Origin of the sequence: Roseococcus thiosulfatophilus, from assembly GCF_017311575.1 — a bacterium.
Lineage (GTDB): Bacteria > Pseudomonadota > Alphaproteobacteria > Acetobacterales > Acetobacteraceae > Roseococcus > Roseococcus thiosulfatophilus.
Genome location: NZ_JAFFQY010000008.1, coordinates 25,986 through 49,721 on the forward strand (window position 1 = coordinate 25,986; position 23,736 = coordinate 49,721).

Below are 23,736 nucleotides of genomic sequence, written 5' to 3' on the forward strand. Positions count from 1 at the left end.
TGCTGGTGCATGCATACAACACGGACGAACGGAGTGCCCCTTGCAGCTTGATCTCGCGGGAAAGACCGCCCTCATCACCGGGGCCTCGAAGGGCATCGGTCTGGCCTGCGCCGAGGTGCTGGCCGAGGAGGGCTGCCACCTCCACCTCGCCGCCCGCAACGGCCCGGCCATGGAGGAGGCGGCGGCCAAGCTGCGCGCCGCCCATGGCGTGCGCGTCACAACCCATGCGATGGACCTGTCCACCACCGCGGCCATGGAACAACTGGCCGCCGCCGCGCAGGACGCCACCATCCTGATCAACAACGCCGGCGACATCCCGGCGGGGCCGCTCGATGCCGTGAGCGATGCCGCGCTGCGCCAGGGCTTCGACCTGAAGGTCTTCGGCTACATCACCCTCACGCGCCTCTTCTATCCGCGGATGAAGGGGCGCGACGGCGTCATCGTGAACGTCATCGGCAATTCCGGCGAGAACTGGGATGCGAGCTATTTCGCGGGTTCCACCGGCAATGCGGCGCTGATGTCCTTCACCAAGGCCATCGGCGGCCGCAGCCTGGATGACGGCATCCGCGTGGTGGGCATCAACCCCGGCCCCGTCGCCACCGACCGCATGCTCAAGATCATGAAGGTGAAGGCGCGCGAGATGCTGGGCGATGAGGCGCGCTGGGAAGAACTCTTCGCGAAGTACCCCGGCAAGCGCCCCGCCACGGCGCGTGAGACGGCCGATCTCTGCGCCTTCATGGCCTCGCCGCGCGCGGGCTACATCACGGGCACGGTCGTGACCATTGATGGCGGCATCTCGGCGCGCGGCTCGGTCATCTGATGGCCGGCGCCCTCACCCGCAACCGCTATTTCGACGAACTCAGCGCCACGCCGGGCCTGGCCTGGATGGGCCAGAACACCAACCACATCCCGGCCCACCCTTCCGTGCTGGCGGCGATGCACGCGGCGGTGGACGGGCTGGAATTCAACGCCTACGCGCCGCCGCTCGGCTTCGAGGCGCTGCGCGAAGCCATCCTGGCCGACCTCGGCGTGCGCGGTGCGGAGGCCCTGGTGACGGAGGGCGGCGTGAACGCGCTGGCGCTCGTCTGTCGCGCGCGCTGCCGGCCTGGCACCACCTTCGTCACCACCGACCCGACGTGGAAATGGCCCTGCCTCTTCGCGCGCCAGGCGGGGGCGGAGGTGATCGAGATCCCGATCTACGACGCGGCGTGCAACTACCGCCTCACGCCCGAGGCGCTGCGCGCGGCGGTGGATGCGCGCACCAGCGTCATCTACATCGTGGACCCCAACAACCCGCTTGGCATCTGCTACACGCGGGAGGAAATTGCGGCCTTCGCCGCCATCGCGGGTGAGGTCGGCGCGCTGCTGGTGCATGACTGCACCTATCGTGACTTCGCCGATGGCCACCACCCGGCGCTACTGGAGGCGCCGGACCATGCCGTCGTCTCGCTGTCCTTCTCCAAATGGCTGGGCCTCGCGGGGCTTCGCATCGGCGCGCTGGTGGCGCCGGCCGGGCTGCTGGAGGAATTCGCGGACCAGGCCACGGGCGTGCTCGGCGCCAGCGTCATCGCGCAGCGCGCGGCGCTGGCGGGCCTCGCCGTGAAGCCCGAATGGATGGCGGGGGTGCGCGCCACCACGCGCGCCAACAACGCCCTGATCCGTGACGCGGCGCTTCGCATCCCGGGCTTCTCCGTGCCCGTCTGGCCGAGCCACGGCAACTTCCTGGTGGTGGAGACCGAGGCCGCGGGCATCCGCCCCGAGGCCCTGGTGGAGGCGGCGCGGCGCGAGGGCATCATGATCCGCCAGGGCAGCTATCACACCGCGCGCTTCGGGCACCGCTTCGTGAAGATCAGCACCTCCGTCCCCGGCGAATGGGCGGAGAAGCTGGCCGATCGCCTGTCCGCCTTGGTCGCGACGGCGCGCACGCTGAACGACCTCACGCCGCAATTCTGAGAGGGACACCCATGCCGCGCATCACCACGCCGGACGGCATCAGCCTGCACTATGAGGAAGCGGGCACCGGCACGCCCATCCTCTTCATCCACGAATTCGGCGGCAACCATGACAGCTGGGAGCCGCAGATGCGCCATTTCGCGCGGCGGCACCGCTGCATCACCTATGCCGCGCGCGGCTACCCGCCCTCCGACGTGCCGACGGATGTCGAGCAATATTCCCAGGCCATCGCGGTGGCCGATGCGGTGGCGGTGCTGGACGGGCTGGGCATCGCCCGCGCGCATATCGTGGGCCTCTCCATGGGCGGCTTCGCCACCGTGCATTTCGGGCTGCGCGCGCCGGAACGCGCCCTGTCGCTCACCGTCGCCGGCGCCGGCTATGGCTGCGAGAAGGAGCATGAAGAATACTTCCGCGGCGTCTCCCTGGAAGTGGCCCGCCGCTTCGCCACCGACGGCGCCCGCGCCTTCGCGCCCATCTACGCGGAAGGCGCGAGCCGCGTGCAGTTCCAGAACAAGGACCCGCGCGGCTGGCGCGAATTCGCGGACCGGCTGGCGACGCATTCGGATGTCGGCGCCTCGCTCACCATGCGGGGCGTGCAGGCGCGGCGTCCCTCCTTCTGGGATCTGGAGGAGGAGCTGCGCGCCATGCCCATCCCCACCCTCGTCATCGTGGGCGATGAGGACGATCATTGCCTGCAGCCCGGCATCTTCCTCAAGAAGACGCTGCCCGCCTGCGGCCTCTCGGTCTTTCCCAAGACCGGCCACACGCTGAACCTGGAGGAACCCGCCTGGTTCAACATGCACCTGGCGGAGTTCATCGCGCAGGTGGAGGCCGGGCGCTGGGAGGCACGCGACCCCCGCGCCCTGCCCGGCCAGATCATGCGGACGGATTGAGCATGTCGCGCCTCTGGGACCGGCTGATGCGCCTCGCCGAGATCGGCGCACGGGGCGATGGCGGGGTGAACCGCCAGGCGCTGACGCCGGGCGAGGTCGAGGCCTGGCGCCTCATGCTGGAATGGGCGGCCGGGGCGGGGTTGGAAGCCGCCACCGATGATGCTGGGAACCTGTTCCTCACCCGCGCCGGCCGCGACCGCACCCTCCCGCCCGCGGTCATCGGCAGCCACCTGGACACCCAGCCGAACGGTGGGAAATTCGACGGCGCCTGGGGCGTGCTGGCCGCGCTGGAGGCCGTGGCGGACACTGGCTTCATCCCCGCCCGCGACATCAGCGTCGTCGCCTGGAGCAATGAGGAAGGCAGCCGCTTCGCCCCGGGCATGACGGGCAGCGAAGCCTTCGCGGGGGTGCGGCCCCTCACCGCCATCCGCGCCCTGCGCGATGCCGAGGGCACCACCCTGGGCGATGCGCTGGACACGCTGCACGCCGCCTTCCCTGCCCTACCTCGCCTGCCCCTGAAGCGCGAATTCGCCTTCTGCATCGAGCCGCATATCGAGCAGGCGACGTTGTTGGAGGAGGCCGGTATCCCCATCGGCATCGTCACCGGCATCCAGGGCAAGATCACCTTCGAAGTCGTGCTGGAGGGCGAGGAAGGCCATGCCGGCACGCGCGACATGGCGCTGCGGCGCGATGCGGTGATGGCTTTCGCCCGCATCGCCGAGCGCATGCAGCGCGAGGTGGGCGAGGCGGACCCCATCGTGAAGTTCACCATCGGGCGCGTGCAGGTGGTGCCCAACGCACCCTCCGTCATCGCGGGGCGCGTGGTGTTCCGCATTGATCTTCGCCACCCGGACAATGCCGCGCTGGAACGTGCTGGCGCGCGGCTGGAGGTCATCGCGTCGGAAGAAGCCGCGCCCTGCGGCGTCACCATCACGCGGCTGGTCCACGCACCCTCCAACAGCTTTGACGAGGGGCTGCGCGCGCGCCTGGCCGCCACGGCCACGCGGCTCGGCCTGCCGCACATGGCTTTGCTCTCGGCGGCCGGGCATGACGCGCGCCACATGGCGCCGCGCTGCCCCACGGCCATGATCTTCATCCCCTGCCGCGGCGGCGTCAGCCACTCGCCGCGGGAATGGGCCGAGCCCGCGCATGTGGAGGCCGGCGCCGCCGTCCTTGCTGAGACCGTGAAGGAGTTGTGCGCATGATGGACATGGCCGCGCTGCCTGTGCAGCGCCCCGAACGCCCCGCGAATGCCGCCGCGGCAAGGGCGCGCTTCTTCAATTCGGGCAACGCCTTCAACGTGAAGCTGGCGCCGGTGCCGGCCGCGGATTTCGGCGCGGTCGTGGCCGCAGCCTTCGCGCCGGAGGCCGCCACGGGCGTGCATCTCTGCGACCAATCCGCCGCCTTCGGCTGCCCCTTCCCCGCCACCACGCCGCTGATGCTGGCGCGCTATGCCGTGATCCGCGCGGGCGAGACGCTGGCCTTCGACAGCGACGCCACGGGCCTCATCGGCTGCGTGCTGCGCGGCGCGGGTGCCGCGGACAGCTTCACCTGGGGCGAGGGCGATGTCTTCCTGCTGCCGGGTGGACAGGTGTCGCTCACCGCCTCGTCCCATGCGGTGCTCTGGCTGGTGGGGAACGAACCACTGCTGGCCTTCGAGGGGCTGCGCCCCGGCCCCGCCACCATGGCGCCCGTGCACTTCCCGTCGGCCGAGATCGAACGCCAGCTCGCCCTCATCGGCGCCTGCACCAGCAATGACAGCACGACGGGGCTGGCGCTGATCTTCAGCTCGGACGGGCTCGAGGCCTGGCGGAACCTGACGGCGAGCATGACGCTCTCCCTCAACACCCTGCCCCCGCGCGAAAACCAGCGCGCCCATCGCCACAACGCCGCCGCCATCACGCTCGTGCTGCAGGGCGAGGATTGCCATTCGCGCATTTCAGGTGAAATGCGGCCCTGGAGCCTGCACAACACCCTCGTCACCCCGCCGGGTGAGCCGCACTCGCACCACAATGGCGGCGATGTGCAGGCCCGCTTCCTGATCGTCCAGGATGGCGGGCTGCACTACCACGCGCGCACGATGGGGTTCGCCTTCCTGGAGTGAGCTAGAACGCCCCCAGGAAGGTCGCGGCCAGGATCGCCACCACCAGTGCCAGCAGCGGGAACACCACGGCCACCATGGCGAGGTCGCCATAGGATTGCCGGTGCGTCAGCCCGCAAATGGCCAGCAGCGTCACCACCGCACCATTGTGCGGCAGGCTGTCGAGCCCGCCTGTCGCGATGGCGGTGATGCGGTGCAGCGCCTCGGGCGCGATACCCGCCGCGGCACCCATCTGCACATAGGTTTCGCCGAGCGTGGAGAGCGCGATGCTCATGCCGCCCGAGGCCGAGCCCGTGATGCCCGCCAGCACATTCACCGCGATAGCGAGGGAGACCAGCGGGTTCTCGCCGCCGATGCCCAGCACGCCCTGCCGCACCAGGTCGAAGGCCGGAAGCGCGGCGATGACCGCGCCGAACCCCACCAGCGAGGCCGTGTTGAAGATGGGCAGCACCGAGGCATTGGCGCCCGCGTCCAGTGAGGTCTTCACCGAAGCAAGCCGCCGCCAATTCGTCGCCACCAGCACCAGGATGGCGGCGCTCAGCGCCAGGATGATGGACCAGACGCCCAGCACGGAAGAGAGCCCCACGCCGCCGAAGCGCGGCTCGGCCAGGAAGGCCGTGTCCCAGGCGGGGATGACGAAGCTGGAGAAGATCAGGTTCGCCAGGATCACCACCACCACCGGCAGCACGGCCAGCAGGAAGGGCGGCTGGGCGGGGGCGGGCGCGGGTTCGATCTCGGCCACGTCGAAGCCCTCGCCCGCCGCGCGCTCACGCATGTCGCGGTTGGGCGCCGGGGCGTGGTCGGGGTGGTCGCCATAGCCCTCGCCACGTGCGCGCGCCGAGGCGGCACGGCGCATCAGCCACCACTGCCCCGCGCCGAACATCACCACCGCCGCCAGGATGCCCAGGCCCGGGGCCGCGAAGGGCGTGGTGCCGAAGAAGGGCATGGGGATGGCGTTCTGGATGGCGGGCGTGCCCGGCAGCGCCGTCATGGTGAAGGTGAAGGCGCCGAGCGCGATGGTGGCCGGGATCAGCCGCTTCGGGATGTCCGCCTCGCGGAACAGGCTGGCCGCGATGGGATAGATGGCGAAGGCCACAACGAAAAGCGAGACGCCGCCATAGGTCAGGATGGCGCAGGCCAGCACCACGGCCAGGATGGCCTGACCCCCGCCCAGTCGCGCCACCAGCCCCTGCGCGATGGCGCGCGCCGCCCCGCTGTCATCCATCAGCCGCCCGAAGATGGCGCCCAGCAGGAACAGCGGGAAGAAGGAGATGACGAAGCCGCCGGCCGAGGTCATGAAGACCTGGGTGTAGAGGCCCAGCAGCGGTGCGCCCGCGAAGACCGCCGCCAGCAGCGCCATGGCCGGTGCCAGCAGCAGCACCGAGATGCCGCGATAGGCCAGGAAGATCAGCAGCCCCAGCGCCAGCAGGACGCCCGCGAGGCCCATCATTTCGTGCGCTCCTTGGGCGCCTGGCCCGGCTCGCGCAGCGTGCCCAGGAACAGCGTCTCGGGGTCGAAGGTGGAACGCTGGCCGATATCGTCGCGGTGGCGCGCCAGCCAGGCATCGGCCGCGGCCCGACCATGGTCGCGCAGATGCGTCAGGAAATCCCACTCCGCATTGAGCTTGGAGGAGGCGGAGAGATGCTCCAGCCCCTGCCCGCCGATGCGGTGCAGCCGCATGTCGCGGTAGCGTTCGTTCTCCAGCCCCTCCGCCTTGATGAGGCGGCGCAACAGCGTGATGGCGCGCAATTCCTTGATGAGCGCCGCGTTGAAGGTGATCTCGTTCAGCCGGTTCTGGATCTCGGCCGCCGTGGTGGGCAGTTCCTCGCTGCGGATGGGGTTGATCTGCACGATCATCAGGTCGCGGCAGTCGCTCTCATCCACCAGCGGGTAGAGGGCGGGGTTGCCCATGTAGCCGCCATCCCAATAGGGCTCGCCGTCAATCTCCACCGCCTTGTAGAGGGTGGGCAGGCAGGCGGAGGCCATCACCGCATCCACCGTCAGCTCGCCGCGGCGGAAGGTGCGCGGCAGGCCGGTGCGGACATTGGTGGCGGTGACGAACAGCTTCACCGACTGGCACGCATTGACGTTGTCGAAATCCACCGCGGCTTCGAGCACGTCGCGCAGCGGGTTCAGGTCGAAGAGGTTCAGCTCATAGGGCGAGGCCAGGCGCGACAGCAGGTCCATGGCGATGTAGCCGGGCGAGGTGTCCAGGCTCCATCGCCCCATCAGCCGGTCGATCGGGCTGCGCTGGATGGGGCTGAAGCGCGCGGCGTCGCTCACCGCGCGCCAGAATTTTTCCAATGCCTCGCGCGCGCCTTCGCGCCCGCCGCGCACCAGCCCATCGGCCAGCACCACGGCGTTCATGGCGCCGGCGCTGGTGCCGCTGATGGCCTCGATGTCGAGCTGGCCATCTTCCAGCAGGCGGTCAAGCACACCCCAGCTATAGGCGCCATGGGCGCCCCCGCCCTGCAGGGCCAGTTCGATCTTCTTGTCGCCGTTCACGCGCGCCTCCTGCCAGTGTCGCCCCCGGTGTTGCCACCGGAGGCGTCCAGACCTGTTCAGCGCATGAGTTTACCAGACGATGCTGCGGTGCAGCAAATTTTCTGACGGCGGGTTAATCTGTCACGCCCGAGGCCGGCTAATCCACAGTCGCGCCGGAGGCCTGCACGATGGGCCGCCAGCGCTCCAGCTCGGTCGCCACGAATTGCGTGAACTGCTCGGGCGTCATGTCGCCCGGGTCGCCGCCCAGCTCCGCGAAGCGGGCGCGCATGGCCGGCGCGGTGATGATGGCCATGGTCTCGCGGTGCAGGCGTTCCGTGATGGCGGGCGGCATGCCGGCGGGGCCGGAGAGCGAGAACCAGGTCGTGCTCACCAGGTCCACATCCTGCTCGCGGAAGGTGGGCACGTTGGGGAAGGAGGGGTGGCGCTGCGCGCTGGACATCGCGATGGGCCGCACCACGTCGCTGCGGATATGCGCGGCGGCCGAGGGCAGGCTGTCCGACATCATCGGCACCTGCCCCGCGATGACCGCCGCCATGGCCGGCCCCGCGCCACGGAACGGCACATGGGTGTATTCGATGCCCATCAGCCGCGCGAACTGCACGATCATCAGGTGGTTGGACGAACCCGCGCCGGAACTGGCCATGTTCATCCCGCCCGGCTGCGCGCGGGCGAGCCGCACGATGTCGGCCAGGTTCTGGATGGGCGTGTTCTTGTTCACCACCCAGACCGAGGGGTTGGTGATGACCATGGCGATGTGCGTGAAGCTCCGCACCGCGTCATAGCGCAGGTTGCGGTAGAGCGACGGGCCGATCGCGTGGCTCGCGATGTTGCTCATCAGCAGCGTCTGGCCATCGGGTGCGGCATCGGCCACGAGCTGGCTGCCCGTGGTGGCGGTGGCGCCGGCCCGGTTCTCGATGACGAAGGGGGTGTTGAGGCGGATGGCCAGCTGGTCCGCCACCAGGCGCGCCACCAGGTCGGTCGTGCCACCAGGGGCAAAGGGCACCACGAGGCGGATGGGGCCGGAGGGCCAGTTCTGCGCCTGGACGATGGCCGGGCTGGCGATCAGGCCGGCACCGCCCAGCAACAACGGGCGGCGCGTGATATTCTTGAGCATATGTCTCCCCTCCCACGACATCGGAACTGCGTCGTTGGGAGAGGGAGATGCCATGCCGCGCGGGGACGCGGCAAGTCAGGTGGCTCGGAGGGCCGTTAACCGCTCCGGCCTCAGCCGACCGGGTCACCCTTCACGGTCATGCCATCGGCGCGGCGCTGGGCGCGCTTGCGCTCATGCGGGTCGAGGTAGCGCTTGCGAAGACGCACCGCGCTCGGCGTCACCTCCACCAGCTCGTCATCCTCGATATAGGCGATGGCCTGCTCCAGGCTCATGCGCCGGGGCGGGATCAGCAGCAGCGCGTCATCCTTGCCGGCGGCGCGGATGTTCGTCAGCTTCTTCTCCTTGACCGGGTTCACCTCCAGGTCGTCATCGCGCGAATTCTCGCCGATGATCATGCCGACATAGACCTTGGCGCCGGCGCCCAGGAACAGCGCGCCACGCTCCTGCAGGGCGAAGAGCGCGTATTGCGTCGTCTCGCCATCCACGTTGGAGATCAGGCTGCCGTTGCGCCGCCCCTCGATCACGCCCGCCCATTCCTGGTAGCCCAGGAAGAGGCGGTTCATGATGCCGGTGCCGCGCGTGTCCGTCAGGAATTCCGAGTGGTAGCCGATCAGCCCGCGCGAGGGCATGTGGAAGGTCAGCCGCGTCTTGCCGCCGCCCGAGGGCCGCATGTCCTGCATCTGCCCCTTGCGGAGGGAGAGCTTCTCGACGACGACGCCCGAATAGGCCTCGTCCACATCCACCAGCACTTCCTCGTAGGGCTCCTCGCGGACGCCCGTCTCGGCATTCTCGCGCGTCAGCACGCGGGGGCGGCCGATGGTCAGCTCGAAGCCCTCGCGGCGCATCTGCTCGATCAGCACGCCGAGCTGGAGTTCGCCGCGGCCGGCCACCTCGAAGGCGTCCGTCTCCTCGCTGTCGCGGATCTGGATGGCGACGTTGCCCTCGGCCTCGCGGAAGAGGCGGTCGCGGATCTGGCGCGAGGTCACCTTCTTGCCCTCGCGGCCGCCCAGCGGGCCGTCATTGACGCGGAAGGTCATGGCGAGCGTCGGCGGGTCCACCGGCACGGAAGGCAGCGCCACGCTCTGCTCGGGCGCGCAGATGGTGTCGGGGATGGTGGTGTCCGACAGGCCGGCGATGGCGATGATGTCGCCCGCCTGCGCCTCGTCCACCGGCACGCGCTCCAGCCCGCGGAAGGTCAGCAGCTTGGTGAGCCGCCCGGTCTCGACCTGGGTGCCGTCCGCGCGCAGCACCTTCACGGGCATGTTCAGCCGGGCCACGCCCTGCTCGATGCGGCCGGTCAGGATGCGGCCCAGGAAGTTGTCGTATTCCAGGATGGAGGCGTTCATGGCGAAGGGCGCGGCGGGGTCCACCTTGGGCTCCGGCACATGGCGCACCACCAGGTTGAACAGCGCGTCCAGGTTCTCGCGCGGGCCCTCCATGCTCTCATCGGCCCAGCCCTGGCGGCCGGAGGCGAAGAGCATGGGGAAGTCCAGCTGCTCGTCCGAGGCGCCGAGATTGGCGAAGAGGTCGAACACCTCGTCATGCACCTCGTGCGGGCGGGCGTCCTGCCGGTCCACCTTGTTCACCACCACGATGGGGCGGATGCCGCGGGCCAGCGCCTTGCCGAGCACGAACTTGGTCTGGGGCAGCACGCCCTCGGCCGCGTCCACCAGCAGGATGGCGCCGTCCACCATGGAGAGGATGCGCTCCACCTCGCCGCCGAAATCGGCGTGGCCGGGGGTGTCCACGATGTTGAGCTTGGTGCCCTCCCATTCCACGGCCGTGCACTTGGCCAGGATGGTGATGCCGCGTTCCTTTTCGAGATCGTTCCGGTCCATGGCCCGTTCGGCCACCTGCTGGTTTTCCCGGAAGGTGCCGGCCTGCTTCAGCAGTTGATCCACCAGCGTGGTCTTGCCGTGGTCGACGTGCGCGATGATGGCGAGGTTGCGCATCGGCATGGGGCAGGCTCCGGACATGGGCAGGCCCGGGCGAGAATGGCCCAGGCGGCGGGAAGAGGGATTTTGGGCTTGTGGCGCGGTATCTAGGGGGTCCGGCGAGAAATAGCCAGTGGAAGTCGCACCTTTTGCCGCGTTCAAATGTTATGGCAGAGCCCCGCCACCGGAATTGCGCGAGGCATAGGCCGCAGATCAACCGGGGTGCAGGTGGTTTTGCCCAGACGGAACGCCGCCCCGGCGCTGCAACCATAGCCGGGAAGCGAATGCGATGAAGCGAGTTCTTGCCCCCACCCTCCGCCTGCTGGGTCTGTGCGGCCTGGCCAGTCTTTGGCTGGCGCAGCCCGTCCAGGCCCAGAACCAGCCCCAAACGCAGAACCAGCCCCAGGCCCGGACCCAGACCACCCCCCTCGGCCGCTACGGCGCCTGGTCCGTCTATTCCATGGTGACGCCGGCCGGCCGCAACGTGTGCGGCATGGTGGCCCAGGGCAGCGAGGGGCGCCGGCTGCACGTCCAGCATGTGCGCGGCAGCAACTTCATTCTGTTCCAGGCTTTCAAGGCCAGTTGGCGCATCCCGCAGGGCACCCGCATGGCCATCAGCATGCGGATCGACGAGGGGGCGGCCTGGGCCGCGCCCCAGGCGACAGGCCAGCGCAACTCGATGCAATGGACGATGAGAAGCGGCATTCCGCGCTTCGAGCGGGAGTTCCGCAACGGGAGCCGCCTCATTCTCACCTTCCCGGACGGCAGCGAGCCCGACTGGGCCGTCAGCCTCAACGGCTCCTCCGAGGCGATGGGCCGCCTCGTGACCTGCATGCGCTCCCATGGCGCGGAACCGTCACAGCCCTTCGGCGGCACCCCGCCCGCCCAGCCGAGCCAGCCCAACCAGCCCACACAGCCCTTCTCCGCCCCCGGGCCGTCCGCACCGGCCCCCGGCGCCCCCTCGGGCAAGGGCGCGCCCGGCCCCCAGGCGCCGCCGGTACGGGGCCAGCCGATCAGTTACTGAGGCCGCCCCGTCACTCCGGCACCAGCCGCGTCAGCCGCGAGGGCGTCATCTCGGCCAGCAGCACGCTGCCATCGGGGTGCAGCGCCATGCCATGCGCCCCGTTCAGCACCGCCCGCGCCTTGGAGATCAGCACCCCCTGGCGCGAGAAGACCGAGAGGCTCGGCACCTGGTCGGTCACCCACCAGTTGCCCTCGGCATCGGCCGTCACGGCCATGGGCTTGTGCAGAAGGTAGAGCGAGCGGAGGAAGCGGCCCTCCAGGGTGAAGACCTGCACGCGGTTGTTCTCGCGGTCGGCCACCGCCACCTCGCCCTCCACGCCCACCCGGACGGAATGGGGGGTGGAGAATTCGCCCGCCCGCTGCCCCGGCGTGCCCCAGCCCTCACGCGGGGTGCCATCGGGGGCGAAGACATGCACGCGGGAGGCCGCATAGCCATCGGCCACATAGGCCGTGCCGTCGGGGGCGAAGCCGATGTCGCAGGGGGAGTTGAAGGGCTTGCAGGCCTGGTGCCGCGTGCCGAGCCGCCGGCGGACCACGCCTTCACGGTCGAAGGCGATGATCTCATGCGCGTCGCGGTCCACGACATGGATCAGCCCGTCCGGGGCCACGTCCAGCATGTGCAGATCCGCCACCTCCTCGCCGAAGGCGCCGATGCGCGCGCCCGCGGCGTCCAGCACGATCACGGTGGGGCCGGGGGCGGAGGTGTAGGAATCCCGCCGCAGGCCGACATAGATGCGGCCATCGGCGTCGGTCGCGACATCGGTCACGCCGCCCATGTCGGTGGGTAGGTCGCCCCAGGGGCGTTCGATGCGGTAGCGCCGGGCGCCAAGCGTCACGTAGAGCATGACGCCATGTTGCCATGCCCAGGGCGCCACGGCCACGCTGAACCCATGCGGGAATCGGATGCGCGCCATCAAAGGGCCGAGGGCGAGGCGCGGCTGGAGGTCGGGCCGGGGGGGATCACGCGCCTCTACCAGAAGGCGCCGCTGCGCCTGCTCTTCCCCACGCCCGAGCCCGGCGAACCCTTGCAGGCCGCGCTGGTGAACACGGCGGGCGGGCTGGCGGGGGGCGATGCGGTGCGGGCGGAGCTGGTGCTGTCGCACGGCGCCCAGGCCCTGGTGACGACCCCGGCGGCGGAGAAGCTCTACGCCAGCCTGGGCCCCGTGGCGTCGCTGCGGACTCGGATGGAGGTGGGTGAGGGCGCCGCACTGGAATACCTGCCGCAAGAGGCCATCCTGTTCGACGGCGCCCGGCTGGACCGCCGCACCGAAGCCCATGTGGCGCCCGGCGGCGCGCTGCTGGCGACCGAATCCCTGGTGCTGGGCCGCATCGCGCGCGGTGAGGCCTGGCGGCGCGGCACGGCGCGCGAGGCCTGGCGCCTGCACTTGGACGGGCGCCTGGCCTGGGCCGATGCCATCGCACTCGACGAGGCCGCGCGGGACGCCCCCCACGCGCTGGATGGCGCCGAGGCGCTGGGGCTGATGCTGCTGGCGCACCCCGAGGCCGCTCGCCACCGGGAGTTGGCCCGCGACCTGACGGGCGGCCAGGCCAGCCTGCCCCGGCCGGGCCTGCTGCTGCTGCGCTTCCTGGGGCGCGCGGTAGAGGTGCGGGCGGGCATCATGGCCGCCATCCCGGCCCTGCGGTCAGCCGCCCTCGGCCGCCCCGCCACCCTGCCGAGACTGTGGACGTGCTGACACCGAACGTTCCATGATGCTGCGATGCAACTGACGCCCCGCGAGAAAGACAAGCTGCTCATCGCCATGGCCGCCCAGGTGGCCCGAAAGCGGCTGGAACGCGGCGTGAAGCTCAACCACCCCGAGGCCATCGCCCTCATCACCGATTTCGTGGTGGAGGGCGCGCGGGATGGCCGCTCCGTGGCCGACCTCATGGCGGCCGGCGGCGAGGTGCTGCGGCGCGACCAATGCATGGAGGGTGTCGCGGAGATGATCCACGACATCCAGGTGGAAGCGACCTTCCCCGACGGCACCAAGCTCGTCACCGTCCACAACCCCATCCGCTGAGGGCCAGGCGCATGATTCCAGGCGAAGTGATCTGCGCCCCCGGCGAGATCGAGCTGAATGCGGGCCAGCCCGTGACGGAACTCGATGTGGCCAACACCGGCGACCGCCCCATCCAGGTCGGCAGCCACTACCACTTCTTCGAGACGAACCCGGCGCTGGACTTCGACCGCGCCGCCGCGCGGGGCCAGCGCCTGGACATCCCGGCCGGAACGGCGGTGCGCTTCGAGCCCGGCCAGAGCCGCCGCGTGAGGCTGGTGCCCCTGCACGGCGACCGCGTGGTGCACGGTTTCCGCGGCGATGTGGAGGGCGCGCTGTGAGCCGGCTTTCGCGCAGCGCCTATGCTGGCATGTATGGCCCCACGGTGGGCGACCGCGTGCGGCTGGCCGACACGGAATTGTTCATCGAAGTCGAGCGCGACCTCACCACTTACGGCGAGGAGGTGAAGTTCGGCGGCGGCAAGGTGATCCGCGACGGCATGGGCCAGTCCCAGCGCACGCGCGAACAGGGGGCGGCGGACACCGTCATCACCAACGCCCTCATCCTCGACCATTGGGGCGTGGTGAAGGCCGATGTGGCTTTGCGCGACGGGCGCATCAGCGCCATCGGCAAGGCGGGCAATCCGGACACGCAGCCCGGCGTGGACATCGTCATCGGCCCGGGCACCGAGATCATCGCGGGCGAGGGCAAGATCCTGACCGCGGGCGGGATGGACGCCCATATCCATTTCATCTGCCCGCAGCAGATCGAGGAGGCGCTGGCCTCCGGCGTCACCACCATGTTCGGTGGCGGCACCGGGCCCGCGCATGGCACGCTGGCCACCACCGTGACGCCGGGCCCCTGGCATATCGGGCGCATGTTGCAGGCGGCGGAGGCCTTCCCGATGAACCTCGGCTTCCTTGGCAAGGGCAATGCCGCCTTGCCGGCGGGGCTGGAGGAACAGGTCCGCGCCGGGGCCGCCGGCTTCAAGCTGCACGAGGATTGGGGCACCACCCCCCAGACCATCCGCAACTGCCTGAGTGTCGCGGACCGCTTCGACGTGCAGGTCGCCATCCACACCGACACGCTGAACGAGAGCGGCTTCGTGGATGACACCATCGCCGCCTTCGAGGGCCGCACCATCCACGCCTTCCACACCGAGGGCGCAGGCGGCGGCCATGCGCCGGACATATTGCGCCTGGTGGGCGAGGCCAATGTGCTGCCCAGCAGCACCAACCCCACCATGCCCTACACGGTGAACACGGTGGATGAGCATCTGGACATGCTCATGGTCTGCCATCACCTCGATGCGCGCATCCCGGAGGATGTGGCCTTCGCCGAATCCCGCATCCGGCGCGAGACGATCGCGGCCGAGGACATCCTGCACGACATCGGCGCCATCTCCATGATGTCCTCCGACAGCCAGGCGATGGGACGCGTGGGCGAGGTCATCATCCGCACCTGGCAGACCGCCCACAAGATGAAGGTGCAGCGCGGCCGCCTGCCGGAGGAAACCGGCGAGAACGACAATTTCCGCGCCCGCCGCTACATCGCGAAATACACCATCAACCCGGCACTCGCGCAGGGCATCGCGCAGCATGTGGGCAGCGTGGAGGTGGGCAAGCTCGCGGACCTCGTGCTCTGGTCGCCCGCCTTCTTCGGCGTGAAGCCGGACATGGTGATCAAGGGCGGCAGCATCGCCATGGCGCCGATGGGCGACCCCAACGCCTCCATCCCCACGCCACAGCCCGTGCATTACCGGCCCATGTTCGGCAGCTTCGGCCGGGCGATGACGCTGGGTTCGATCACCTTCGTCTCGGGCGCCGCGCTGGACGCCGATGTGGGCCGCGCGCTCGGCCTGCAACGGCCGCTGCTGGCGGTGGGCAACACGCGCGGCGGCATCTCCAAGCGCGACATGGTGCTGAATGGCGCCACACCCCGCATGGAGGTGAACCCCGAGACCTATGAGGTCCGCGCCGATGGCGAATTGCTGATCTGCGAACCCGCGAAGGTGCTGCCCATGGCGCAGCGCTATTTCCTGTTCTGACGAAGGACACGCCATGCACGACATGCTCCCGCGCGCCCGCGGCGTGAAGCCCGCCGGCAGCTTCCCCCCCGATGGCGAGGTGCGCCTCGACTTCGACGACCGCTTCCGCCGCCGCAAGCGCTATGAGACGGCGGGCGGCATCGCCTTCGTCCTGGACCTCCCGGAAGCCCAGGTGCTGCGCGACGGCGATGGGCTGGAGCTGGAGGATGGCCGCGTCATCCTGGTCCGCGCCGCCGACGAACCGCTGGTGGAGGTGCGCGCCGGCACCTCCATGCCGCTGATGCGCATCGCCTGGCATCTCGGCAACCGGCACCTTCCCGCCGAACTGCACCAGGACCGCATCCTGATCCGCGAGGACCATGTCATCGAGGACATGCTGCGCGGCATGGGCGCCGTCATCGCCCGCGTGCGCGCGCCCTTCAACCCGGAGGGCGGCGCCTATGGCGAGCACAACCGCAGCGCCCATCAGCACCACCATGGGCATGGCGACCACCACCACCACCATGGCGACGGCCACCACCATCACCACCACGACTGACCGCATGGAACTGCAAGAGGGCGATTTCTTCCGCCTCCTCGCCTGGACCTCGCCCGCCTATCCAGTGGGCGGGTTCAGCTACAGCCATGGCATCGAGATGGCGGTGGAGGAGGGACGCCTCCCCAACGCCCCGGCGCTGACCGCTTACATCACCACCGTGCTGATGCGCGGCGCCGGGCATGTGGACGGGGTGATGCTGTGCGCCGCCCATGACGCGGCCGGCGATGACGCGGCGCTGGACGAGGTGGCGGAAGAGGCCTTCGCCTGGCGCGGCACAGCCGAGCACGCGCTGGAGGCCACGCAGCAGGGCGGCAGCTTCGCCTCCGTCACCGCCACCACCTGGCCTGATGCGCGCTTCGCCGCCTTCGCCGCGCGGCATCGCGGCCGTCTGACGCACGCTGTCGCCTTCGGCGCGGCGGCGGGCTTCGCGGGGCTGGCGCGGCGCCCTGCCCTGCTGGCCTATCTGCACGGCTTCGCGGCGAATCTGGTCAGCGCGGGCGTGCGCCTGGTGCCGCTCGGCCAGACCGATGGGCAGCGCGTCACGGCCGCGCTCGGCCCCGTCATCGCCGCCGCCGCGGACAGCGCACAAGCCACCGGCCGCGAGGCGCTGGCCACCTCCGCGCCGCTGCTCGACATTCTCTCCATGCGCCACGAAACCCAATACACGAGGCTCTTCCGCTCATGACCCAAGGAACCACGAATGGCCCGCTGCGCGTGGGCGTGGGCGGCCCGGTGGGCTCCGGCAAGACCGCGCTGGTGGAACGCCTCTGCCGCCTGCTGTCGAAGACACACGACATCGCGGCCATCACCAACGACATCTACACCAAGGAGGATGCGGAGTTCCTGACGCGCGCAGGCGCCCTGGCACCCGAACGCATCATGGGCGTCGAGACCGGCGGCTGCCCGCACACCGCCATCCGCGAGGACGCCTCCATCAACCTCGCGGCGGTGGACGACATGAACGCGCGCTTCCCGCTGCTGGAAGTCCTGTTCATCGAGAGCGGCGGCGACAATCTCGCCGCCACCTTCAGCCCGGAACTCGCGGACCTCACCATCTACGTGATCGACGTCAGCGCCGGCGACAAGATTCCCCGCAAGGGCGGGCCGGGCATCACGCGCTCGGACCTGCTGGTGATCAACAAGATCGACCTCGCCCCGCTGGTGGGCGCCGACCTCTCGGTGATGGACCGCGACGCGCGCAAGATGCGCGGCGCGCGGCCCTTCATCTTCACCAACCTCAAGGTGGATCACGGCGTGGCCGAGATCGCGGATTTCATCCTGGAACAGGGCGGCCTCAGGCCGCGCTGATCCGAACCATCTGCTCCATCCCCGGGCTGTAGGGGAAGGTGCGGCGCCAATGCTCCGCGATCTCGATGCGCCGCGCCACCCACACGCCCTCATGGCCACGGATGTAGTCCAGGAAGCGCGCCAACCCCACCGCCCGCGCGGGGTGGCCGATCAGCCGCAGGTGCAGCCCGCAGGACATCATCTTCGGCTGCGTGGCGCCCTCGGCGTAGAGCATGTCGAACTGGTCGCGCAGGAAGGTGAAGTAGTCATCCGCCGTGCTGAACGGCCCGCGGCCGAACTTCGCGTCGTTCGTCACCAGCGAATACGGCACGACCAGCACGGGCTTGCCGTCCTGCAGCACCCAGTAGGGCAGTTCGTCATTGTAGGCATCGCTGTCGTAGAGGAAGCCCCCCTCCTCGGCCAGCAGCGCGCGGGTGTTCACGCTGGGTCCATAGCGGCAATACCAGCCGAGCGGACGGTTGCCGGTGCTGCGCGCGAGGCTCTCCACCGCCAGGCGGATATGCTCGCGCTCCTCCTCCCGCGTCAGCTTGAAATGCTCGATCCAGCGCCAGCCATGGCAGCAGATGTCGTGCCCCGCCTGGCGGATGGCGGCGGCGGCGGGCGGGTGGCGTTCCAGGGCCAGGGCGCAGGCGAAGATGGTCATGGGCAGGCCGCGCTCGGCGAAGAGGCGCATCACGCGCCAGAACCCCACGCGCACGCCGTATTCGAACATGCCCTCGGCCGCCAGGTCGCGCTGGCCCGCCGGCACGGGCGAGGCCGCCATCTCCGTCAGCCCCACCTCCGACCGGCCATCATTGTCCATGAAGGAAGGTTCGGAACCCTCCTCGTAGTTCATCACGAAGTTGACCGCGATGCGCGCGCCCCCCGGCCAGCGAGGGTGCGGCGGATGCGCCCCGTAGCCGATGAGGTCCCGCGCGAAGGCGGGATTGCCGGTCATGCTCATGCCGCCATCCTTAACCGCTCATGCATCTTGCATCCCATACCGGGGCATCGCCTATGGTTGACATTGTAACTCTGTGGGTCAACTCGCGTCGCCCAGTCGCATCTTGTGGCGCACCCCGCGACGCATCATGACGACGGCGACCATTCCGGTGGGAGAGGTCATGCAGGAGCGTGCCAAGCGTCAGGGACGGCCCCCGCCCCATGCGCCATGCGTCACGCCCGAACTCCTGCGCGGCGCGACCGAGGCGCTGCGCCTGCCCGTCGTGGTGCTTCAGGGCGGCGCGGGCGCCAGCATCCTCTTCGCCAACACGGCCTTCGGCGCGCTGAGCGGCTTCGCCCCGGCCGAGCTGGAGGGCCGCGCGCTCTGCGGCCTGCTGGGCCGCAAGGGCGATACCAGCCTGGAGGAAGGGCTGACGCTGGCCGATACCGGCATGCCCGGCGGCCCCGCGGAATACTGCTTCCGCCGCAAGGACGGGACCACCTTCTGGGCCGCCCTGTCCATCACCTCCGTGCCCGGCACGGAGGGCGGGCCTGGCCACCGGGTGCTGGCCATGCACGACATCACGCCGCAGCACCAGGAGGTGGACCGGATGCGCCTGCTGCTGGTGGAGATGAACCACCGCACGCAGAACATGTTCTCCGCCGTGCTGGAAATGATCCGCCACAGCCTGCGCGGCAAGGCACCCACCGCGTTGGTGGAGACGCTGACGGGGCGTGTCCTCGCCTTCTCCCGCGCCCAGGCGATGCTGCGCGACGAGATGGACGGCCACATCACCCTGCGGCAGGTGCTGGGCGTGGCGCTCCAGCCGCCCACCATCCCGCGCGAACTGGCGGCGCGGCTGGAGATGGAAGGCGAGGATGTGCGCCTGCCCACCAACGTCGCGCTGACCACCGCCATGGCCCTGCACGAACTTGCGGTCAACGCGATGCGCCACGGGGCGTTATCGGGGGATGATGGCGTTGTCCGCATCCATTGGTCGGTCCGCTCGCCGCCGCGCGGCGGGCTGCTGGCCCTGCGCTGGCAGGAGGCCGGAGGCCCCCGCATGAAGCCCCTCTACGACAAGGGCTTCGGCATGCGGCTGATCGAAGGGAGCGTGCGGCACGGGTTGGGCGGCACCGCGACGCTCAGCCTGGAGGCCACGGGCCTGGTCTGCGACATCACCCTGCCCCTCCGGGCGGATGGGAGGACTTCATGACCGAGCGCCTCGCGGGGCAACGCATCCTCATCGTCGAGGACGAGGTCATCCTGGCCTGGGCATTGCAGGACATGCTGACCTCCTATGGCTGCGTGGTGGTGGGCCCGGCGGCGGGCGTGGCCGAGGCGCTGGACCTCATCGGCCGCGAGGGAATTGACGCCGCGGTGCTGGACGTGAACCTCAACCGCGAGAAGTGCTACCCGGTGGCCGACGCACTGGTGCGGCGCGGCCTGCCCTTCGTCTTCTCCACCGCCTACAGCGCCGACAGCATCGAGGAAGGCTACCGCCACCACCCTTCCGTGCAGAAGCCGCACTCGGCGCCCGAACTGGCCGAGGCGCTCTCGGCGCTGCTGCCCATGCCGGCCAGCCTCCCCTTCCCGACAGAGGCGGCGCTGGCGGCCGCGGGCATCGGCCTCTGGAGCTTCCACCGCAAGCGCGACGCGCTGCGCCTCGATGCCGGGGCGCAGGCCCTGCTGGGCATGCCGGAGGGCCCGACCTCCCTCGCCACCCTGCTGGCCCGCGTGCATGAGGAGGACCAGGCCGGGCTGCGCGCGGGGCTGCGCGCCGCCTGCGCGGAGACGGCCGCGCGCGAGGTGCGCTTCCGCCTCGTCACGCCCGAGGGGCCGCGCGCCCTGATGATGCGCGGCGCGGCTGGCGCGGAGGGGAATGGCGCGACGGGCGCCATCTTCGCCCTGCCGGAGGTTTGAGCTTCCCTTTCGCCGGCAACTCCCCATTTCCCAATGTGCCGGGCCGAAAGATACTGTACGCAAGCCAGCCAACGGGGATGTGGCCAGCATGACGTCAGGCTATTCGTCGATGCCTCTATGATGCGCACGCCGACTCGCCTTCCGCCCGGTGCGGCCGCGCCGCCGGCCGAGCCACCTTCCACGCGCCTGCATGTCGGCATCGGCACCTGGCTGCTGGGCCTCGTCCTGGCGGCGGTGCTGCCCGTCGTGATGCTGACGGTGGCCGCGGCATGGATCGCCGCCGAAGGGGTCCGCGCGGGCCTCGATGAGCGCGTCACCCGCGTCGCCCACACCTTCGCCCTGGCGGTGGAGCAGGACGTGGCGCTGACCCGCACGGCGCTGGAAGGGCTCGCGATGGCGCCCGCCCTTTCCCCGCCTCCAGACGCCGCCCTCTCGGCCCAGGACCTCGCCGGGCTTGCCGGGCAGGCGGAGCGGGTGGCCGCGGCGCTGGACGCGGTCATCGCCATCACCGACCTCACCGGGCAGGAATGGCTGCGCACCACGGCCGCGCCCGGCGAGGCCTCGCCGCAGGAGGCCGCGCTTGCGGCCGCGGAGCGCGCCCTCGCGACCAATGCGCCCACGGTGAGCAACCTGCTTCTGCAGGACAGGACGGGGCAGCCTCGGCTCGCCTTCTTCCTGCCGCTGCGGGGCGAAGGGGGCCAACCCTCGGCCCTGCTCGGCGCCACCCTGCGACCCGCGCGCCTGCGCGAGAGGATGGCCACGCATCTGGTCCCGCCCGGGGCGGTGATCATCGTGTCCGACGCGGCGGGCTGGCCCGTGGTCGAGGCCGGCGAACCGTCCGGCACCCTCCCTCCCATCGTACCCTGGCGCGAGGGCGAGCCGCTCGCCTTCTCCGCCGAGGCCGCCAATGGCGCGCCCTGGCTTCTGGGCTTCGCCGCCATCCCCGGCCTGCCCGGATGGAGCCTGACCCTCGCCATCCCCCTCGACGCCCACCTGGCCATGCTGCGCGCGCCGGCGCAATGGCTGCTGCTGGGCGGGTTGGTCGCGGCCGCGCTCACCGGGCTGCTGGCCTGGCTGCTGGGGGGACAATTGCTGGCCCCGGCGCGGGCGCTGGCCGCCCATGCCCGCGCCATCGCGCGCGAGTCCCTGGCGCAGGGGCCGGAAGGGCCGCGCCCGGCCCCCCCGGCGCTGCTCCCCACCCCCATCCGGGAACTGGAGGAGCTGCGCCTGGGCTTCGCCGGGGCGGAGGCCGCGCTGCGCCGGTGCGCGGAGGACGCCGCCGCCCTGCTGCACGTCCGCCAGCAGAGCGAGGAGAGGCTGCGCCAGGTGCTGGAGCAAGTGCCCGTGGGCATCAGCATCGCCGAGGCGCCCACGGGCCGGCTGCTGTTCCACAACGCCCGCGCCGAGCGCATCCTGGGCCATGAGCTGGCGGAAACGCCGGAACTGGAGGCCTATCGGCAATACCCGGCCGCCCATCCCGACGGCACGCCCTACCGGCCGGAGGATTTCCCCATCATCCGCGCGCTGCTCTTCGGCGAGTGTGTGGATGGCCAGCACATGCGCTACGAGCGCGGCAATGGCGAGGCGACCTGGCTTGAGGTCAGTGCCGCGCCGATCCGCGACGCCTCGGGTGAGATCGCCTTCGCGGTCTGCGCCTTCACCGATGTGGGCGCGGCCCGAGCTGCGGCGGAGGCACTGGCCTCGGCCGAGGCACGCTCGCGCGCGCTGTTCCAGTCGGCGCCCGTGGCCGCCTACCTGGCGGACGCCGTGACGCGCCGCATCCTCGACTGCAACGCCACCGCGACGGCCATGCTGGGCCACTCGCCGGAGGCGCTGCGGGGCATGTTCCTCACCGACCTCGACGCCGGGCCGCGCCACGGCGCGCCCCGCCCGCGCGGCCCCGGTGGCCCGCGCGAGACGCGCCACCGGCACCGCGACGGCAGCATGCGCGACGTGCTGGTGACGACGGTGCCGCTGGAGCTGGACGGGCGGCCGCTGCTCTACGCCATCGCGCTGGACGTGACCGAGCAGCGCAAGACCGAAGCCGCGCTCGCGACCAGCGAGGCCCGGCTGCGCACGGCGATGGAGGTCGCGGGGCTCGGCAGCTGGGAGGTGGATCTGCGCACCGGCACCATGTCGCGCGAGGGCCGCGTGATCCCGCCCCGGCCCGGCCTGTCGCTCTCAGGCTACACGCTGGAGGAGTTCCTTGCCCGCGTCGTCCACCCCGAGGACGTGAACCGGGTGCGCGAGACCTACAACCTTCTGGCCAGCGGGCAGACCACCCGCTTTCGCATGGAGTACCGCGTGCGGACGCCCGAGGACACCGGCTGGCTTCATATGGAGAGCTACGGCGTGCTGGTCGAGACCGACCCCGAGACCGGCGCGCCCTTGCGCGCGGCCGGCACCTCCCGCGACGTGACCGCGCGGCGCGAGGCGGAGGAGGCGCTGCGCGCCAGCGAGGAGCGCTTCCGCTTCGCCCTGCAGGCGGCCGGCGGCATCGGTACCTGGGACTGGGACGTGCCCAATGGCACCATGATCGCCGATACGGGCTTCGCCCGGCTGTTCGGCGTGGCCCCCGCGCGCGCCGCCGAAGGGGTGCCGGTGGAGGAGTTCCTGGCCGGCATCCATCCTGACGACCAGGCGCGCGTCCATGCGCTGCTGGACGAGGCCATCCGCCCGAACTCCCATGGCGACTACGCGGCCGAACACCGGGTGGTGGACGATCAGGGGCGCATCCGCTGGGTGGTGGCGCGCGGCCGCTGCTACCATGACCTCACGGGCAAGCCGGCCCGCTTCCCCGGCGTGGTGATCGACATCACCGCCCGCAAGGAGGGCGAGGAACGCCAGGCGCTGCTGGCGCATGAGGTGGACCACCGCGCCAAGAACGCGCTGGCCGTCGCGCAATCCGTCGTGGCGCTGACCCGCGCGGAGGACCCCGCGGCCTTCCGCGCCGCGGTGTCCGGCCGCATCACGGCGCTGGCCCGCGCCCATACCCTGCTGGCGCGCGAAAGCTGGAAGGGTGCCTCCCTCTCCGCCGTGCTGGAGGCGGAGCTGGCACCCTACCAGGACGAGGCGGCGGGCGACCTGCGCGGGCGCATCCATGTGGCGGGGCCGGAGGTCGAGCTGGCGCCCGCCGCCGTGCAGCCGCTGGCCATGACGCTGCACGAGCTGACCACCAACGCGGCCAAGCACGGCGCGCTCTCGGTGCCCGGGGGCGAGGTGGATGTGGAATGGCGGCGCAGCCCCTCGGGGGGGCTGCTGCTGTCCTGGCGTGAGCGCAGCGGGCCGCCCCTGGCCGGGCCGCCCACGCGCCGCGGCTTCGGCGCCACGCTGATCGAGGCCACCATGCGCCGGCAGCTGGGCGGCGAGATGCTGCTGGACTGGCGGCCGGAAGGGCTGCGGGCGGAGATGGAGCTGCCCGCCGCGCATCTGCGCTGGCCCGGGGGCTCGGTCGCCTGAGGCGGCCCGCCATGCCATA

Annotated in this window: 22 protein-coding genes; 16 read left to right on the plus strand and 6 right to left on the minus strand. The window is 70.7% G+C overall.

Annotated features, from left to right (window positions below; translation table 11 throughout):
* Nucleotides 1-40 precede the first annotated feature (40 nt).
* Genes JTN19_RS04870 through JTN19_RS04890 form a run of 5 tightly spaced genes read left to right on the plus strand, consistent with a single transcriptional unit; the run spans nt 41 to nt 4,950 of the window.
* The gene (locus tag JTN19_RS04870; protein ID WP_206930785.1) at nt 41-820 is read left to right on the plus strand and encodes an SDR family oxidoreductase; all 780 of its coding nucleotides are present in this window, start codon (nt 41-43) and stop codon (nt 818-820) included.
* Entirely contained in the window at nt 820-1,953 is a 1,134-nt protein-coding gene (locus JTN19_RS04875; RefSeq protein WP_206930786.1) for a pyridoxal phosphate-dependent aminotransferase, read from the plus strand. Before JTN19_RS04870 ends, JTN19_RS04875 begins: the two co-directional genes overlap by 1 nt.
* A gap of 11 nt (nt 1,954-1,964) precedes the next feature.
* Complete coding sequence (locus JTN19_RS04880) at nt 1,965-2,846, plus strand: alpha/beta fold hydrolase (protein WP_206930787.1); 882 nt, start codon at nt 1,965-1,967, stop codon at nt 2,844-2,846.
* Between the two features lie 2 nt (nt 2,847-2,848).
* Nucleotides 2,849-4,051: a M20 family metallo-hydrolase gene (locus JTN19_RS04885; RefSeq protein ID WP_206930788.1), complete on the plus strand. Its 1,203-nt coding sequence runs from the start codon at nt 2,849-2,851 to the stop codon at nt 4,049-4,051.
* Nucleotides 4,048-4,950 carry a cupin domain-containing protein gene (locus JTN19_RS04890; protein WP_206930789.1) on the plus strand — a complete coding sequence of 301 codons (903 nt, stop codon included), beginning with the start codon at nt 4,048-4,050 and terminating at the stop codon, nt 4,948-4,950. The genes JTN19_RS04885 and JTN19_RS04890 overlap by 4 nt, the downstream gene beginning before the upstream one ends.
* 1 nt (nt 4,951) lies before the next feature.
* Here JTN19_RS04890 and JTN19_RS04895 read toward each other — a convergent pair whose 3' ends face one another.
* The 4 genes from JTN19_RS04895 to typA all read right to left on the minus strand — a co-directional run bounded on the left by JTN19_RS04895 (nt 4,952) and on the right by typA (nt 10,524).
* Nucleotides 4,952-6,397, minus strand: coding sequence for a GntP family permease (locus JTN19_RS04895; RefSeq protein WP_206930790.1), 1,446 nt, complete (start codon nt 6,395-6,397; stop codon nt 4,952-4,954).
* Nucleotides 6,394-7,452, minus strand: a complete 1,059-nt coding sequence (locus JTN19_RS04900) for a patatin-like phospholipase family protein (RefSeq protein ID WP_340643277.1) — start codon at nt 7,450-7,452, stop codon at nt 6,394-6,396. The genes JTN19_RS04895 and JTN19_RS04900 overlap by 4 nt, the downstream gene beginning before the upstream one ends.
* Nucleotides 7,453-7,588: 136 nt before the next feature.
* Nucleotides 7,589-8,566 carry a Bug family tripartite tricarboxylate transporter substrate binding protein gene (locus JTN19_RS04905; protein WP_206930791.1) on the minus strand — a complete coding sequence of 326 codons (978 nt, stop codon included), beginning with the start codon at nt 8,564-8,566 and terminating at the stop codon, nt 7,589-7,591.
* 110 nt (nt 8,567-8,676) lie between these two features.
* Nucleotides 8,677-10,524, minus strand: coding sequence for a translational GTPase TypA (typA, locus tag JTN19_RS04910; RefSeq protein WP_206930792.1), 1,848 nt, complete (start codon nt 10,522-10,524; stop codon nt 8,677-8,679).
* 265 nt (nt 10,525-10,789) lie between these two features.
* Here typA and JTN19_RS04915 point away from each other — a divergent pair, with 265 nt between their 5' ends.
* Entirely contained in the window at nt 10,790-11,524 is a 735-nt protein-coding gene (locus JTN19_RS04915; protein WP_206930793.1) for a hypothetical protein, read from the plus strand.
* Between the two features lie 10 nt (nt 11,525-11,534).
* Here JTN19_RS04915 and JTN19_RS04920 read toward each other — a convergent pair whose 3' ends face one another.
* Nucleotides 11,535-12,368 carry an NHL repeat-containing protein gene (locus tag JTN19_RS04920; protein ID WP_206930794.1) on the minus strand — a complete coding sequence of 278 codons (834 nt, stop codon included), beginning with the start codon at nt 12,366-12,368 and terminating at the stop codon, nt 11,535-11,537.
* A gap of 45 nt (nt 12,369-12,413) precedes the next feature.
* Here JTN19_RS04920 and JTN19_RS04925 point away from each other — a divergent pair, with 45 nt between their 5' ends.
* Genes JTN19_RS04925 through ureG form a run of 7 tightly spaced genes read left to right on the plus strand, consistent with a single transcriptional unit; the run spans nt 12,414 to nt 17,413 of the window.
* Nucleotides 12,414-13,217 carry an urease accessory protein UreD gene (locus JTN19_RS04925; RefSeq protein ID WP_206930795.1) on the plus strand — a complete coding sequence of 268 codons (804 nt, stop codon included), beginning with the start codon at nt 12,414-12,416 and terminating at the stop codon, nt 13,215-13,217.
* Nucleotides 13,218-13,241: 24 nt separating this feature from the next.
* The gene (locus tag JTN19_RS04930) at nt 13,242-13,544 is read left to right on the plus strand and encodes an urease subunit gamma (RefSeq protein ID WP_206930796.1); all 303 of its coding nucleotides are present in this window, start codon (nt 13,242-13,244) and stop codon (nt 13,542-13,544) included.
* 11 nt (nt 13,545-13,555) lie between these two features.
* Nucleotides 13,556-13,861, plus strand: coding sequence for an urease subunit beta (locus tag JTN19_RS04935; protein ID WP_206930797.1), 306 nt, complete (start codon nt 13,556-13,558; stop codon nt 13,859-13,861).
* Entirely contained in the window at nt 13,858-15,567 is a 1,710-nt protein-coding gene (gene ureC / locus JTN19_RS04940; RefSeq protein WP_206930798.1) for an urease subunit alpha, read from the plus strand. The genes JTN19_RS04935 and ureC overlap by 4 nt, the downstream gene beginning before the upstream one ends.
* 13 nt (nt 15,568-15,580) lie before the next feature.
* Entirely contained in the window at nt 15,581-16,105 is a 525-nt protein-coding gene (gene ureE, locus JTN19_RS04945; protein ID WP_206930799.1) for an urease accessory protein UreE, read from the plus strand.
* Nucleotides 16,050-16,790, plus strand: coding sequence for an urease accessory protein UreF (locus JTN19_RS04950; RefSeq protein ID WP_206930800.1), 741 nt, complete (start codon nt 16,050-16,052; stop codon nt 16,788-16,790). Before ureE ends, JTN19_RS04950 begins: the two co-directional genes overlap by 56 nt.
* Entirely contained in the window at nt 16,787-17,413 is a 627-nt protein-coding gene (ureG, locus tag JTN19_RS04955) for an urease accessory protein UreG (RefSeq protein ID WP_206930801.1), read from the plus strand. Before JTN19_RS04950 ends, ureG begins: the two co-directional genes overlap by 4 nt.
* Here the strand turns inward: ureG and JTN19_RS04960 are convergent.
* The gene (locus JTN19_RS04960; RefSeq protein ID WP_340643278.1) at nt 17,400-18,356 is read right to left on the minus strand and encodes an allantoinase PuuE; all 957 of its coding nucleotides are present in this window, start codon (nt 18,354-18,356) and stop codon (nt 17,400-17,402) included. The genes ureG and JTN19_RS04960 overlap by 14 nt on opposite strands.
* A gap of 127 nt (nt 18,357-18,483) precedes the next feature.
* Here JTN19_RS04960 and JTN19_RS04965 point away from each other — a divergent pair, with 127 nt between their 5' ends.
* From JTN19_RS04965 to JTN19_RS04975, 3 genes are all read left to right on the plus strand, one after another.
* Nucleotides 18,484-19,551, plus strand: a complete 1,068-nt coding sequence (locus JTN19_RS04965; protein WP_206930802.1) for an HWE histidine kinase domain-containing protein — start codon at nt 18,484-18,486, stop codon at nt 19,549-19,551.
* Nucleotides 19,548-20,258: a response regulator gene (locus tag JTN19_RS04970; protein ID WP_206930803.1), complete on the plus strand. Its 711-nt coding sequence runs from the start codon at nt 19,548-19,550 to the stop codon at nt 20,256-20,258. Before JTN19_RS04965 ends, JTN19_RS04970 begins: the two co-directional genes overlap by 4 nt.
* Nucleotides 20,259-20,378: 120 nt before the next feature.
* Nucleotides 20,379-23,717, plus strand: a complete 3,339-nt coding sequence (locus tag JTN19_RS04975; protein WP_206930804.1) for a PAS domain S-box protein — start codon at nt 20,379-20,381, stop codon at nt 23,715-23,717.
* Nucleotides 23,718-23,736 lie beyond the last annotated feature (19 nt).

Excerpts from the sequence above, each read along its gene's own strand:
- JTN19_RS04935 (WP_206930797.1), top strand. The coding sequence starts at position 13,556 with ATGATTCCAGGCGAAGTGATCTGCGCCCCCGGCGAGATCGAGCTGAAT.
- JTN19_RS04885 (WP_206930788.1), top strand. The coding sequence starts at position 2,849 with ATGTCGCGCCTCTGGGACCGGCTGATGCGCCTCGCCGAGATCGGCGCA.
- JTN19_RS04880 (WP_206930787.1), top strand. The coding sequence starts at position 1,965 with ATGCCGCGCATCACCACGCCGGACGGCATCAGCCTGCACTATGAGGAA.
- typA (WP_206930792.1), bottom strand. The coding sequence starts at position 10,524 with ATGCCGATGCGCAACCTCGCCATCATCGCGCACGTCGACCACGGCAAG.
- JTN19_RS04975 (WP_206930804.1), top strand. The coding sequence starts at position 20,379 with ATGCGCACGCCGACTCGCCTTCCGCCCGGTGCGGCCGCGCCGCCGGCC.
- JTN19_RS04905 (WP_206930791.1), bottom strand. The coding sequence starts at position 8,566 with ATGCTCAAGAATATCACGCGCCGCCCGTTGTTGCTGGGCGGTGCCGGC.
- JTN19_RS04960 (WP_340643278.1), bottom strand. The coding sequence starts at position 18,356 with ATGAGCATGACCGGCAATCCCGCCTTCGCGCGGGACCTCATCGGCTAC.
- JTN19_RS04890 (WP_206930789.1), top strand. The coding sequence starts at position 4,048 with ATGATGGACATGGCCGCGCTGCCTGTGCAGCGCCCCGAACGCCCCGCG.
- JTN19_RS04965 (WP_206930802.1), top strand. The coding sequence starts at position 18,484 with ATGACGACGGCGACCATTCCGGTGGGAGAGGTCATGCAGGAGCGTGCC.
- JTN19_RS04915 (WP_206930793.1), top strand. The coding sequence starts at position 10,790 with ATGAAGCGAGTTCTTGCCCCCACCCTCCGCCTGCTGGGTCTGTGCGGC.
- JTN19_RS04970 (WP_206930803.1), top strand. The coding sequence starts at position 19,548 with ATGACCGAGCGCCTCGCGGGGCAACGCATCCTCATCGTCGAGGACGAG.
- JTN19_RS04895 (WP_206930790.1), bottom strand. The coding sequence starts at position 6,397 with ATGATGGGCCTCGCGGGCGTCCTGCTGGCGCTGGGGCTGCTGATCTTC.
- JTN19_RS04930 (WP_206930796.1), top strand. The coding sequence starts at position 13,242 with ATGCAACTGACGCCCCGCGAGAAAGACAAGCTGCTCATCGCCATGGCC.
- JTN19_RS04950 (WP_206930800.1), top strand. The coding sequence starts at position 16,050 with ATGGCGACCACCACCACCACCATGGCGACGGCCACCACCATCACCACC.
- JTN19_RS04925 (WP_206930795.1), top strand. The coding sequence starts at position 12,414 with ATGCGGGAATCGGATGCGCGCCATCAAAGGGCCGAGGGCGAGGCGCGG.
- ureE (WP_206930799.1), top strand. The coding sequence starts at position 15,581 with ATGCACGACATGCTCCCGCGCGCCCGCGGCGTGAAGCCCGCCGGCAGC.
- JTN19_RS04875 (WP_206930786.1), top strand. The coding sequence starts at position 820 with ATGGCCGGCGCCCTCACCCGCAACCGCTATTTCGACGAACTCAGCGCC.
- ureG (WP_206930801.1), top strand. The coding sequence starts at position 16,787 with ATGACCCAAGGAACCACGAATGGCCCGCTGCGCGTGGGCGTGGGCGGC.
- JTN19_RS04920 (WP_206930794.1), bottom strand. The coding sequence starts at position 12,368 with ATGCTCTACGTGACGCTTGGCGCCCGGCGCTACCGCATCGAACGCCCC.